Genomic DNA, 12064 nt, shown 5'->3' with positions numbered 1-12064 from the left:
CCGTGCTCGTGCGTGGTCCAGGACGCCTAAGTCCTGCCGCGACCGAGGTCCCGCCTGGCCGCGTTCGCGCTCAGCGTCACAACGCCGGACGGTCCGGTGTGATGAAAAGAGCGCGCCCGGCCAAGCCGGACGCGCCCGATTTCGCAAGCCTTGCCGAAGGCGTTTAGGCCGAAGCGGCCCCGCCCTTCTTCTCGGCGTAGATCAGCAGCGGCTGGGCCCGGCCTTCGACGACCTCGGCGTTGACCACCACTTCCTCGACGCCCTCGTAGTTGGGCAGCTCGAACATGGTCTCCAGCAGGATGCCTTCCATGATCGAGCGCAGGCCGCGCGCGCCGGTCTTGCGCAGGATGGCCTTCTTGGCGACGCCGTGCAGGGCGTCCTCGGTGAAGGTCAGGCCGATGTTCTCCATCTCGAACAGGCGCTGGTACTGCTTGACGAAGGCGTTCTTCGGCTCGGTCAGGATCTTCACCAGAGCGGCCTCGTCGAGGTCCTCCAGGGTGGCGATCACCGGCAGACGGCCGATGAATTCCGGGATCAGGCCGAAGCGCTGCAGGTCGTCGGGCTCGACGCCGCGCAGGATCTCGCCCGTGCGACGCTCTTCCGGGTCCGCCACCTTGGCGCCAAAGCCGATCGACTTGCCCTGGCCGCGCGCCGAGATGATGCGCTCCAGGCCCGCGAAGGCCCCGCCGCAGATGAACAGGATGTTGGTCGTGTCGACCTGCAGGAACTCCTGCTGCGGATGCTTGCGCCCGCCCTGCGGCGGCACGGAGGCGACGGTGCCTTCCATGATCTTCAGCAGGGCCTGCTGCACGCCTTCGCCCGAGACGTCGCGGGTGATCGACGGATTGTCGGACTTGCGCGAGATCTTGTCGATTTCGTCGATGTAGACGATGCCGCGCTGGGCGCGCTCGACATTGTAGTCGGCGGCTTGCAGCAGCTTGAGCACGATGTTCTCGACGTCCTCGCCCACATAACCGGCTTCGGTCAGGGTGGTGGCGTCGGCCATCGTGAACGGCACGTCGATGATTCGGGCCAGGGTCTGGGCCAGCAGCGTCTTGCCCGTGCCGGTCGGACCGACCAGCAGGATGTTCGACTTGGCCAGTTCGACGTCGTTGTTCTTCGACGCGTGGTTCAGGCGCTTGTAGTGATTGTGCACCGCGACCGCGAGCACCTTCTTGGCGTGATTTTGCCCGATCACGTAATCGTCCAGGACTTCGCAGATCTCGCGCGGCGTGGGCACGCCGTCCTTGGACTTCACGAAGGCGATCTTGTGCTCTTCACGGATGATATCCATGCAGAGTTCGACGCATTCATCACAGATGAACACCGTCGGGCCGGCGATGAGCTTACGCACCTCATGCTGGCTCTTTCCGCAGAAAGAACAGTAGAGGGTGCTCTTGGTGTCGCCGCTCGCGGCTTTCGTCATGGTCGCTTCTCACGCTAGGGCGGTCCAGGCCGAAGCCGAAACCACCGACTCCTTAGCGCCAATCCCGCCACCGAGGCAGCAGGATATCCGCCGGGAGTTGTCTAATCCTTGACATTCCCCGATCCGGACGCACGGCACAAGCCTTGGAGCCGATTTACAGCCCCCAAGTTCGTGGATGATGCATACGGTTTCATGGAATTCTTCTCTAAGATGGCGTTCCAGACCCTCAACGCAAGCCGGAGGCGGTTCGCTCCGCCGGACGGCCCTGCGCGCGCACTTCGAAATCCGCGAAGAGCTTAGCGGTGAAAGCGGAATCGTGGTGCAAGACGGGCTCGGTTGCGGGGCGCGCGTGCGCGGAGACGAATGGCGAAACGTTCACTGATGGCTAAGGGCCTGTCGGCCTCGACCCCGATGACCGGGGACATGCACGAGGGGCCGCCCCTGGTCGCCTTCGATTTCGACGGCACGCTGACGGTTCGCGACAGCTTCACGGCCTTCCTGAAGTGGCGGGTCAGCCCCGCGCGGCATTTCATGGGCATGGTGCGCCTGTTCCCCGCCGCCGTAGGCTATGTGTTCGATCGCAACCGCGGCAAGATCAAGGCCGCCGCCGTCCGCGAGTTCCTGCGCGGCGTGCCTCTGGAGCAGCTGGAGCGCGAGGCGCGCGCCTTCGCCCAGTCCGAAGCCCCCAAGCTGTTCCGCCCCGACGCCCTGGCCGTCTGGCGGCGCTGGCGGGCCAAGGGCGCCAAGCTGGTGATCGTCACCGCCTCGCCCGACGTCGTGGTCGCGCCGTTCGCCCGCGGCCTGGGCGCCGACGTCCTGATCGGCTCGAAGCTGATGATCGGCGCCGACGACAAGGTGCTAGGGCCCCTGCTGGGCGCCAACTGCCGGGGCGCGGAGAAGGTGATCCGCCTGAAGGAGATCTTCGGCGACGATTTGTCGCTGGCCGCCGCCTACGGCGACACCTCCGGCGACCGCGAGATGCTGGCGATCGCCCACGAGAAGGGCTACCGGATCTTCCGGGGCAAGCCGGGCTGATCTCCGCTGGAGGACATCCGTCCATGGTGCGGCTTTGACGCCCCGCCGACAGATAAACGGATAGAACTGGTTCTTGGTCAGCGTGCGCACGACGTGCTCCAGTCGGCTTGGATAATTTGGGGGAAGAACGGATGGCATTGGGAAAGGTCATCGCGGCGGCGCTGCTGGCCTTCCCGGCTACGGCGATCGCGCGAGCGGCCCTGTGTGGTTCGGCGACGGCGACGAGCGCCAACACCGAGGTTTTCGTCACGGCCCAACAGCGATCCTCTGGCCCGGCTGTTGTCACCGACATAGCAACCGAAGCATTCAGCGCCGACAGAACCGTTTCGATGGGCGTCTACTACGACCCCGCCGAGACCGGCCTGGGGCCTCCGAACATCCCAAAGATCACGTGGCACATGGCGTTGCCCGATCCAACAGCGGCCGAGCCCGAACGCCTCACCTGGCGCATCGGCGAAGGGCCGTGGACAGGCCCACGATTTACATCCAAGCCGGAACGGCGCTGGGGCGATCCGGCTCGCAACGAGGGTTATCTATCGGGAATTGTTCCGCCTGCCGGGATTGCCCCGCTGCAAGCCGCCATCGCCGAAAGCACGCCGGTGACCGTGCGCCGCCTGAGCGCGGACGGACGAGTCCTGGCCGAGGGCAACGTGCAGTACCCGCCCGCATCCAAGGTCCAAGCGCTCTACGCCAAGGCGCGGGCTTCCGCCTTGGCCAACCTCAAGCCTTGCCGCCCGGGACTTTCGATCCCGCCCGCCAAACGCTGACGCCCTTCGAGCTCTGGCCATCGCGCAAGCCGCGATCACGAAAAAGCCGCCGACCTCTCGGCCGACGGCTTGAACTCAGCGAAGACGCAGCCCCTAGGCCTTGTCGTCCGAAGCGTCGCGGCTTTCGTTGATGTGATCGATCAGGCCCCAGGCCTTGGCTTCCTCGGCGCTCATGAAGTGGTCGCGGTCGAGGGTTTTTTCGACTTCCTCATACGTGCGGCCGGTGTGCTTGACGTAGATCTCGTTCAGGCGGCGCTTGGTCTTGATGATGTCCTCGGCGTGGCGCTCGATGTCCGAGGCCTGGCCGCGGAAGCCGCCCGACGGCTGGTGGACCATGATGCGGGCGTTCGGCAGGGCGATACGCTGGCCCGGAGCGCCAGCTTGCAGCAGCAGCGAACCCATCGAGGCCGCCATGCCCATGCACACCGTCGAAACCGGGCTCTTGATGTATTGCATGGTGTCGTAGATCGCCAGGCCGGCCGTCACCACGCCGCCGGGCGAGTTGATGTACATGGCGATTTCCTTCTTGGGGTTCTCGGACTCCAGGAAAAGCAGCTGGGCGCAGATCAGGCTGGCCATCCCGTCTTCGACGGGGCCGGTCAGGAAGATGATCCGCTCTTTCAACAGACGGGAGAAGATGTCGAACGCCCGCTCGCCGCGGCTGGTCTGTTCGACCACCATCGGCACGAGGTTCATCGCCGTCGCCATCGGATCATACATAGGGATCGCCCTTTTCTTTCATGTCTGGGCGGCGCGAACGCGAATCAGCCCCCGCGCGCCGTCGCCAACGCATATCGCGTGGCGCTTAACAGGTTGCAAGGAGCCGGGCCGAAGCTCGGGCCATGAAAAAGGGCGCGGCCCTCGCGGACCACGCCCTGTTCATGTCGGATGACGGAAGCCTTAGCCGCCGTAGCCTTCCGGAAGATCGTCTTCTTCCATCAGCTCTTCCTTGGACACTTCCTTCTCGTCGATCTTGGCCTTGCCGAAGATCAGGTCGACGACCTTGTCCTCGTAGATCGGGGCGCGCAGCGCGGCCTGAAGGTCGGCGCGCTGGCGGTACATGTCGAACACCTGCTGGGCTTGCGCGCCGTACTGGCGGGCTTCGCGCATCATGGCGTCGGCCAGTTCCTGCTCGGTGACGGCCACGTCGTTCTTGCGGCCGATCTCGGCGAGCACCAGGCCCAGGCGCACGCGGCGCTCGGCGATCTTGCGGTACTCGTCCTTCAGCTGGTCTTCGGTCTTGCCTTCGTCCTCGGGCGGCAGGCCGCCTTGGGTCTTGTCGGCCTGGACCTGCTGCCAGATGCCGGCGAACTCGGCGTCGACCATGCGCGGCGGCAGGGCGAAGTCGTGCTTGGTGTCCAGGATGTCCAGCAGGGCGCGCTTGAGCTTGAAGCGCGACGAATTGCTGTAGCGGCCTTCCAGGTTCGACTTCAGCAGGTCCTTCAGGGCCTGCAGGTCCGACAGACCCAGGCGCTTGGCCAGCTCGTCGTCGGGCTCGGCGTCGACCGGGGCGCGCACTTCCTTGACGGTGGTGGCGAACTCGGCGGCCTTGCCGGCCAGGTTGGCGGCTTGATAGTCGTCGGGGAAGTTGACCTTCACGGTGACGACGTCGTCCGGCTTGGCGCCGACCAGCTGGGCTTCGAAGCCCGGGATGAACTGGCCCGAACCCAGGGTCAGCTCGGCGTCGGTGGCGGTGCCTCCGTCGAAGGCCACGCCGTCGATGGTGCCGACGAAGTCGATCAGCAGCTGGTCGCCGTCCTTGGCCTTCAGGGACTTGCCCTTGCGCGGCTCATAGGTGCGGGCCTGCTTGGCCAGATCGGCCAGGGCCTCGCCGACTTCGGCGTCCGAGACCTTGTAGACCGGCTTGGTCAGCTCGATCGACGCGGGGTCGATCGGCTCGAATTCCGGCATAACTTCCACGGCCAGTTCGAAGGCCAGGTCTTCGCCGCCGGCGATGACCTTTTCCATGTCCGACGAGGGCTTCAGGTCGGGCTGGCCGGCCGGGCGCAGCTTGTTGTCGTCCAGCACCTTCTGGGCGCCTTCGTTCAGCGTCGCCTCGATGACTTCACCCATCAGGGCCTTGCCATACAGGCGGCGAACGTGGGCCTTCGGCACCTTGCCAGGGCGAAAGCCCTTGACGTTCATCTGGGGCGCGACCTCGGCGATCCGGGCTTCGAGACGCGTGGCGAGTTCACTCGCGGGCACCGTCACGCCATAAACGCGGCTGAGGCCTTCGCCCGACTTTTCAACGATCTGCATCGACATTCTTAGCTTCTCGGCTCTTCGGGCGTTCGCGCCCGTCGTCCGCCCCAGGGGTCAAAACATCAAAGCCGCCCACGTCACCGGGGCGGCGAAAGAGCGCCCTTATGTCACGCGTTTGGCGACCATCCAAGGGCATTGGTGCACTCATCGGACGGAAGTCCCGATAAGCGGCGCGCTTCGCCGGGCAAAAGCCCGGCGAAGTGGTGCGGATGAGAGGACTCGAACCTCCACGCCTCTCGGCGCCAGAACCTAAATCTGGTGCGTCTACCAGTTTCGCCACATCCGCACGATGCGCCGGAGCGGGTTAGACATGCCTGGCCGGCTTGGCAAGTCGCCAGGCGAACCGGCCTTGTCCCGACCCGCCGGGGGCCCGTTCGCGAGCGGGGCGAATATTTCTTCCCGTCCGCCGGAACAAATTTTCCCTCGACCGGTTATGCTGATGTCCGCGGCTGTTGAACAACGCCCCGGATTTACGCCGGCCCGGGCCATGCCCCCCCGACTGACGCCCGGGCCGGTGTTTCTCCCTACAAATTGGTGCGGAACGATCTGACCTCGGACGGGGTTTGCCTCTGAGTCCGTTCAGTGAGCGCGCGCCATGGAAACCATTGAAGTCGTCGAAGACGAGAAGGGCTGGACCGTCAGACACGGCGCCCAGGTCCTTTTCACCGACACCGTCGAGGAACGAACGTTCCAGACAGCCCTAGCCATCAGCCACACCTTGTTCGACAAAGGCGTTCCCACCCAGGTCGTCCTGGTCCGAAAACACCGCCACCACTAGGCGCGGCGGCTAAGGGCGAGCCTTCCACAGCGCGCCCAACACCGAGGGCGCCAGGTCCGGCAGATCCTCGGCGATCAGACCGGGCCCGTGGGCCGCGCCCGCTTCGGCGTGGATCCAGACCCCGGCGCAGGCCGCTTCGAAACTTTCCATGCCCTGGGCGATCAGGCCGCCGATGAATCCGGCCAGCACGTCGCCCGATCCGGCCGTCGCCAGCCAGGGCGCGCCGTTCAGGCTGACCGCGGCCCGCCCGTCGGGCGCGGCGACCACCGTGTCCGAACCCTTCAACAGCACCACCGCCCCTGCCCGTCGCGCCGCCTCCCGCGTCGCCGCGATGCGTTCGGGCGAGGCGGCCAGCAGCCCGGGGAAGATCCGTTCGAACTCGCCGGGATGCGGGGTCAGCACGTCGTCGCGGTCGAGCGCCGAGAACAGGGCGGCGGGATCCTCGGCGAAGCTGGTCAGGGCGTCGGCGTCGACGACCAGGGCCGCGCCGTTGCGGGCCAGGGCGAAGACGTGCCGCATCGTCGCCTCCCCCACGCCCGCCGCCGGTCCGATCACCACCGCGTCCGCCTTGGCGGCGCGGGTCTGCAGGTCGTACTCGCTCTCGAACGGCGCCAGCATCACCGCCTCCAGATGGGCGGCGTTGACGGCCAGGGCGTGGGGCGGCGACAGCACGGTCACCACCCCGGCCCCGATGCGCAAGCCCCCCCGCGCCGCCAGCCGGGCCGCTCCGGTGTTCCAGGCCTCGCCGCTGACCGTCATCAGCCGCCCCCGGGCGTGCTTGTGGGCGTCGACCGCCGGCCAAGGGAAGCGCTCGGCCCAAAGGCCGGGCTCGTTCTCGAACAGTCGCCCCTGCCCCGTCTCCTCCAGGCCGATATCGACCACCACCACCTCGCCGCAGGCGGCGCGGCCGCGCGCCAGCACATGGGCCGGCTTGCGGCGATGGAAGGTGACCGTCAGCTGCGCCTGCAAGGCCCGCTCGCCGAGCGGGCGTCCCGTGTCGCCGACAATCCCGCTGGGCACGTCGACGGCGACGATCCGCGCCGCGCCGGGCATGACCCGCGCCAGGCGGTCGGCCTCGCCTTCGAGCGGCCGAGACAGGCCAGCCCCGAACAGGCAATCCACATACAGCGACGCCGAGCCGGGTTGCGAGACCAGCGGACCGGTCTCGCCCTTCCAGCGGGCGGCCGCCCATTGCGCCGCCGGGCTGGCGGGCGGGCCCAGCGCCTCGACCCGCACGGGCCAACCGCGACGCCGCAGGTGCCGGGCGATCACATAGCCGTCGCCGCCGTTGTCGCCCGGACCGCACCAGACCACGGTGGGGCAACGCCCATACCGCTCGCGGATGACCTCGGCCACGGCGCGGCCGGCCCGCTCCATCAGCACGGTCGTCGAAGCGCCCGCCTCGGCGGCCGCGCGGTCCGCCGCGGTCATCTCGGCGACGGTCATGATCTCGCGCGGCACGGCCGCTCCTCTTCTAAAGAAACCTGGCTAGAGAACCTGGGTGGAAGCCTCTTGGCCTTTGTTGATCAGGATCAAGTCGCCGTCGACCAGGTCGAAGACCGTCACCGAAACATGGTCGGGCCGGAACGCCGCCACCGCTTCGCCGCCGGTCGCCACCGACACCGCCGCGTTCAGGGCCACGAAATGGCTGAACACCGCCGCGCCGGGATGCGAGGCCACGCCCTGCGCGACCCGCCGGGTCCAGGCCACGTAGTCGAGATCGCCCGGGATATCGCTCCACCGGCCCTGGAAGGCCTGGCGAAGCCAGCCCGGGCGCGCTTCGGCGTCGAGGGCGGCCGGCGTCGGAATCTCGCCGACCCGCGGATCGATCTCGACCGTCACGCCCAGGGCGTCGGCCAGCGGCTGGGCGGTTTCCCGGCAGCGCCGCAGGGGCGAACTGACCACCCGGTCCGGCCGCTCGCTCTCGGGCAAGGCCAACAAGACGCGCGCCACGGTCCGCGCCTGTTCGAGGCCGACGGGGTCAAGGCCCGGATCATGATCCGCATCGCCCCAGGTCGAGGCGGGACGGCCATGGCGGATCATATGAATGCGGCTCATCGCTTCCCCCTCCTCGCGGGTGTCGTCTTCGCAATATCTTCCCGGCGGCGCCCGTGACGCCGGGTCTTGTTCTAACGCTTCCGGCGCCAGCCCGGGCGCGCTTCGCCATAGGAACGTGCGAACGCGCAAAAACCGACCCCGCCTTAATCGCCTCGTCCGCTTTGGATTTCGCCGCAATCTTCAGCAGTTTTCGAATCGACGACGCATTTTTGGCCATCTTGCCGAAGCGATCGCAACGCCATCCCATCACGGACCACCCGCCTTCGGTCCGGTTCTTCGCCGCTGAAACCGTCGTTTCGGCGATCCTTGGGCGACAATCGATGTCCCCGGGACGGTTTGGCCGCCCAAACGTGCGATGACCAACTTTCAGGCTTTACGTGCACAAATAATCATCAATGAGCCAAACTCGACAGAACTCGCCCCATAAAGCGTATCAGCACGCTTGTGAGCCGACGGGCCGGCGTGCTCCGTGCCGCTCAGTCAGCGGCGCCCGCGCCGTATGGGCGTGAAAGAAGTCTGATGAAAAAGATCGAAGCCATCATCAAGCCGTTCAAGCTCGATGAGGTCAAAGAGGCGCTTCAGGACATGGGCGTGCAGGGCATGACCGTGCTGGAGGCCAAGGGCTATGGCCGCCAGAAGGGCCATACCGAGCTCTATCGCGGCGCCGAGTACGTCGTCGACTTTCTCCCCAAGATCAAAGTCGAAGTCGTGGTCGAAGACAGCCAGTTGGAACCCGCGCTCGAAGCCATCACCAACGCCGCCCGCACGGGCCGCATCGGCGACGGCAAGATTTTCGTGTCCGAAATCACGGAAGTCGTCCGCATCCGCACCGGAGAAACCGGCCCGGCCGCCGTCTAGGCCCGGACCGAAACCGCTTAACGCTCAAAGGGGATAACGATGAGCACCGCCAAGCAAATCCTGGATCTGATCAAGGAAAAGGACGTCAAGTACGTCGACGTTCGTTTCACCGACGTGCGCGGCAAACTGCAGCACGTCACGTTCGACATCGACCTGGTCGATGACGACTTCCTCAACGACGGCACCATGTTCGACGGCTCGTCGATCGCCGGCTGGAAGGCCATCAACGAGTCGGACATGAAGCTGCGTCCGGACCTGGACAGCGCGATCATCGATCCGTTCTACCAGCAGACCACCCTGGCGCTGTTCTGCGACGTGGTGAACCCCGACACGGGCACCCCCTATAACCGCGACCCGCGCTCGATCGCCAAGAACGCCCTGGCCTACGTCAAGTCGTCGGGCATCGGCGACACCGTGTTCTTCGGCCCGGAAGCCGAGTTCTTCATCTTCGACGACGTGCGCTGGAGCACGGCCTCGAACAACACCGGCTACTCCTTCGACTCCGTCGAACTGCCGGGCAACTCGGCCAAGGAATATCCGGAAGGCAACATGGGCCACCGCCCGGGTCCGAAGGGCGGCTACTTCCCCGTCAACCCGATCGACTCGGCTCAGGACCTGCGCGGCGAAATGCTGGCCGTGATGGGCGAGCTGGGCATGAAACCGGAAAAGCACCACCACGAAGTGGCGCCCGCCCAGCACGAGCTCGGCCTGAAGTTCGACACCATGGTCGTGATGGCCGACCGGATGCAGCTCTACAAGTACGTGATCCACAACGTGGCCCACGCCTACGGCAAGACGGCCACCTTCATGGCCAAGCCGATGTTCGGCGACAACGGCTCGGGCATGCACGTGCACCAGTCGATCTGGCAGGACGGCAAGCCGCTGTTCGCCGGCGACAAGTACGCCGGCCTGTCGGACATGTGCCTGTGGTACATCGGCGGCATCATCAAGCACGCCAAGGCGATCAACGCGTTCTCGAACTCCACGACGAACTCGTACAAGCGCCTGGTGCCCGGCTACGAAGCCCCGGTGAAGCTGGCCTATTCGTCGCGCAACCGCTCGGCCTCGATCCGCATCCCGCACGTCGACTCGCCGAAGGCCAAGCGCATCGAGGCGCGCTTCCCCGATCCGATGGGCAACCCGTACCTGACCTTCGTCGCCCTGCTGATGGCGGGCCTCGACGGCATCAACAACAAGATCGATCCGGGCGCGGCCGCCGACAAGAACCTGTACGACCTGCCGCCCCGCGAGCAGAAGAAGATCCCGGAAGTCTGCGGTTCGCTCCGCGAGGCTCTCGAGAACCTCGACAAGGACCGCGCCTTCCTGAAGGCCGGCGGCGTGATGGATGACGACTTCATCGACAGCTACATCGAGCTGAAGATGGAAGAGGTTATGCGTCTGACCCTGCACCCGCACCCGGTCGAATTCGACATGTACTACAAGTGCTAAGCGAAAGACCTGAACCCCTTGGGGCTTAGGACGAAAGACGAGGCCCGCGGAGCGATCCGCGGGCCTTTTTCTTTCAGGCCTCGGCCAGGCCGACGCCGCCGATCGGCGTGGTCTCGAACCGGTGGCCGAAGCCGGCGATGATCGGCCGCGCCTTGGCGATGGCGGCCTGGACGGCCGGCAGCTTCAGCGAGGCGGCGTGGCTGTCCTTGTCGGTCCAGACCTCGGTGATCCACAGGGCGTCGGCGTCGGTCGCGTCCTTGGCGACGATGTAGCTGAGGCAGCCGGGCATGCCCTCGGTGCTCTCGGCCAGGATGGCCGCCAGTTCGTCCCGCTTGCCGGGCGCGGCCTTCATCTGGCCGATCAGTCCGTACATCGTCTTGTCCTCCTTGGCCTGGGTCAGGGACGGCGCGGCGACGGCCGCCAGGGCCAGACCGCCGGCCAGCAGCGCGCGCCGTTCGATAGCGTTGGAAAGCGTCATGGTTCCTCCCCCTCGCCAGTCTCGGCGAGCACGGACCGGATCGTGTCAGCATCAGGCGAAGCCAGCGCCGCGCCAAGCCCCAGCAGGTGCAGGACGTTGAAGCAAGGCGGCCGCCCCACCGGCCGGACGATCCGCACGCGGTCGCGCCAACAGGCCGACCGGACCAGGTCGAGCGGCGCGATGATCGCGCCCCGGCCGGCGGCGCAGCTCTCCATCGCCTCCTCGATCTCGCCGGCGTGGTCCAGGCGCCGCAAGGCGTCCGGCTGGGCGCCGAACACCGTCTCGAACCAATGGCCGAACACGAACTCGTACTCGTCATAGGTGGCGAAGGCGGTGCGCGAGAGGGCGGCGAGATCCTGCGAGAGGTCCATTCCCATTGGCGCGGCCAGCACCAGCTCCTCCAGCGCGACCGGCGTCGACTGCACCGGCGCGGCGGTGACCGACCGATAGGTGACGCCCAGGTCGACGGCGCCGGTCGACACGGCCGACAGCACCGTCTCGTGCGAGCCGAACACCAGCTCGATCGGGCGGTCGGCCGGCAGGCGGGCATAGAGCCGGGGCGCCAGGCGGTAGCGCCCGAAGGCCGAGACCACGGCCAGGCGCAGCGGACGTAGGGCCGGATCGGCCCGGCTCAGCCGCTCGCGGGTTCGTTCGACGTCGTCCAGGGCCCGGCCGACGGTTTCGAACAACGCCTGGCCGGCGGCGGTCAGCCGCAGGCCTCGTCCCACCTTCTCGAACAGCGGCCGGCCCATCTCGCGTTCGAAGGCCTTGAGGTCATGGTGGATGGCCGGCGGCGACTTGCCCAGGCGCGGACTGGCCGCGGCGATGCCGCCGGCCGCCGCCACCGCATGGAACACCGCCGCCCGTCGCAGATCGACATGTCGCATCGTTTCGAAATCCAGAACGAAGGGCCGTTCCGTTTGAAATATTGCCGAACCGCGTTCGGCGCTAGG

Annotated in this window: 12 protein-coding genes and 1 tRNA gene; 5 read left to right on the top strand and 8 right to left on the bottom strand. The window is 66.7% G+C overall.

The annotated features are described in order from the left end of the window. Nucleotides 1-163: 163 nt before the first annotated feature. A complete protein-coding gene (gene clpX / locus ASD21_RS21885) occupies nt 164-1426 on the bottom strand; it encodes an ATP-dependent Clp protease ATP-binding subunit ClpX (RefSeq protein WP_007676468.1) in 1263 nt (420 codons plus the stop codon). A 363-nt stretch (nt 1427-1789) separates the two neighbouring features. Between clpX and ASD21_RS21880 the strand changes: the two genes are divergently transcribed. Together ASD21_RS21880 and ASD21_RS24190 are read left to right on the top strand one after the other, a co-directional pair. Continuing rightward, on the top strand, nt 1790-2461 hold the full coding sequence (locus tag ASD21_RS21880; RefSeq protein ID WP_056446593.1) for an HAD-IB family hydrolase: 672 nt from the start codon (nt 1790-1792) through the stop codon (nt 2459-2461). 107 nt (nt 2462-2568) lie between these two features. Next, nucleotides 2569-3228 carry a hypothetical protein gene (locus ASD21_RS24190; protein ID WP_156398462.1) on the top strand — a complete coding sequence of 220 codons (660 nt, stop codon included), beginning with the start codon at nt 2569-2571 and terminating at the stop codon, nt 3226-3228. 93 nt (nt 3229-3321) lie between these two features. Here ASD21_RS24190 and ASD21_RS21875 read toward each other — a convergent pair whose 3' ends face one another. The 3 genes from ASD21_RS21875 to ASD21_RS21865 all read right to left on the bottom strand — a co-directional run bounded on the left by ASD21_RS21875 (nt 3322) and on the right by ASD21_RS21865 (nt 5776). Beyond that, nucleotides 3322-3948, bottom strand: a complete 627-nt coding sequence (locus ASD21_RS21875) for an ATP-dependent Clp protease proteolytic subunit (RefSeq protein WP_056446590.1) — start codon at nt 3946-3948, stop codon at nt 3322-3324. 180 nt (nt 3949-4128) lie between these two features. Continuing rightward, nucleotides 4129-5487 (bottom strand): trigger factor, encoded by a 1359-nt coding sequence (gene tig / locus ASD21_RS21870; protein ID WP_268761029.1) that lies wholly within the window; start codon nt 5485-5487, stop codon nt 4129-4131. 204 nt (nt 5488-5691) lie between these two features. Further along, nucleotides 5692-5776 (bottom strand) — tRNA-Leu (locus tag ASD21_RS21865). A 309-nt stretch (nt 5777-6085) separates the two neighbouring features. Between ASD21_RS21865 and ASD21_RS21860 the strand changes: the two genes are divergently transcribed. Beyond that, a complete protein-coding gene (locus ASD21_RS21860; protein ID WP_056446584.1) occupies nt 6086-6268 on the top strand; it encodes a hypothetical protein in 183 nt (60 codons plus the stop codon). A gap of 9 nt (nt 6269-6277) precedes the next feature. Here ASD21_RS21860 and ASD21_RS21855 read toward each other — a convergent pair whose 3' ends face one another. Then, the gene (locus ASD21_RS21855; protein WP_056446581.1) at nt 6278-7729 is read right to left on the bottom strand and encodes a bifunctional ADP-dependent NAD(P)H-hydrate dehydratase/NAD(P)H-hydrate epimerase; all 1452 of its coding nucleotides are present in this window, start codon (nt 7727-7729) and stop codon (nt 6278-6280) included. A 27-nt stretch (nt 7730-7756) separates the two neighbouring features. Further along, the gene (locus ASD21_RS21850) at nt 7757-8326 is read right to left on the bottom strand and encodes a histidine phosphatase family protein (RefSeq protein ID WP_056446580.1); all 570 of its coding nucleotides are present in this window, start codon (nt 8324-8326) and stop codon (nt 7757-7759) included. A gap of 519 nt (nt 8327-8845) precedes the next feature. On the opposite strand from ASD21_RS21850, the gene ASD21_RS21845 reads away from it, so the two are divergent. After that, complete coding sequence (locus ASD21_RS21845) at nt 8846-9184, top strand: P-II family nitrogen regulator (RefSeq protein ID WP_012286880.1); 339 nt, start codon at nt 8846-8848, stop codon at nt 9182-9184. A gap of 39 nt (nt 9185-9223) precedes the next feature. After that, nucleotides 9224-10633, top strand: coding sequence for a type I glutamate--ammonia ligase (gene glnA, locus ASD21_RS21840; RefSeq protein ID WP_056446578.1), 1410 nt, complete (start codon nt 9224-9226; stop codon nt 10631-10633). A 73-nt stretch (nt 10634-10706) separates the two neighbouring features. On the opposite strand, the gene ASD21_RS21835 is transcribed toward glnA, so the two are convergent. Then, nucleotides 10707-11111, bottom strand: coding sequence for a putative quinol monooxygenase (locus ASD21_RS21835; RefSeq protein WP_056446574.1), 405 nt, complete (start codon nt 11109-11111; stop codon nt 10707-10709). Beyond that, the gene (locus ASD21_RS21830) at nt 11108-11998 is read right to left on the bottom strand and encodes a LysR family transcriptional regulator (protein WP_056446571.1); all 891 of its coding nucleotides are present in this window, start codon (nt 11996-11998) and stop codon (nt 11108-11110) included. Before ASD21_RS21830 ends, ASD21_RS21835 begins: the two co-directional genes overlap by 4 nt. Nucleotides 11999-12064: the final 66 nt, after the last annotated feature.

The organism is Caulobacter sp. Root1455, assembly GCF_001426905.1.
Classification (GTDB): Bacteria; Pseudomonadota; Alphaproteobacteria; order Caulobacterales; family Caulobacteraceae; genus Caulobacter.
The sequence above is the reverse complement of the archived record's forward strand: the minus strand, read 5'-3'. Positions and strand labels throughout refer to the sequence as shown.

What these genes read in the sequence shown, in the direction of transcription:
- clpX (WP_007676468.1), bottom strand. Translation starts at nt 1,426, where the DNA reads ATGACGAAAGCCGCGAGCGGCGACACCAAGAGCACCCTCTACTGTTCT.
- ASD21_RS21880 (WP_056446593.1), top strand. Translation starts at nt 1,790, where the DNA reads ATGGCGAAACGTTCACTGATGGCTAAGGGCCTGTCGGCCTCGACCCCG.
- ASD21_RS21875 (WP_056446590.1), bottom strand. Translation starts at nt 3,948, where the DNA reads ATGTATGATCCGATGGCGACGGCGATGAACCTCGTGCCGATGGTGGTC.
- tig (WP_268761029.1), bottom strand. Translation starts at nt 5,487, where the DNA reads ATGCAGATCGTTGAAAAGTCGGGCGAAGGCCTCAGCCGCGTTTATGGC.
- ASD21_RS21860 (WP_056446584.1), top strand. Translation starts at nt 6,086, where the DNA reads ATGGAAACCATTGAAGTCGTCGAAGACGAGAAGGGCTGGACCGTCAGA.
- ASD21_RS21850 (WP_056446580.1), bottom strand. Translation starts at nt 8,326, where the DNA reads ATGAGCCGCATTCATATGATCCGCCATGGCCGTCCCGCCTCGACCTGG.
- ASD21_RS21845 (WP_012286880.1), top strand. Translation starts at nt 8,846, where the DNA reads ATGAAAAAGATCGAAGCCATCATCAAGCCGTTCAAGCTCGATGAGGTC.
- glnA (WP_056446578.1), top strand. Translation starts at nt 9,224, where the DNA reads ATGAGCACCGCCAAGCAAATCCTGGATCTGATCAAGGAAAAGGACGTC.
- ASD21_RS21835 (WP_056446574.1), bottom strand. Translation starts at nt 11,111, where the DNA reads ATGACGCTTTCCAACGCTATCGAACGGCGCGCGCTGCTGGCCGGCGGT.
- ASD21_RS21830 (WP_056446571.1), bottom strand. Translation starts at nt 11,998, where the DNA reads ATGCGACATGTCGATCTGCGACGGGCGGCGGTGTTCCATGCGGTGGCG.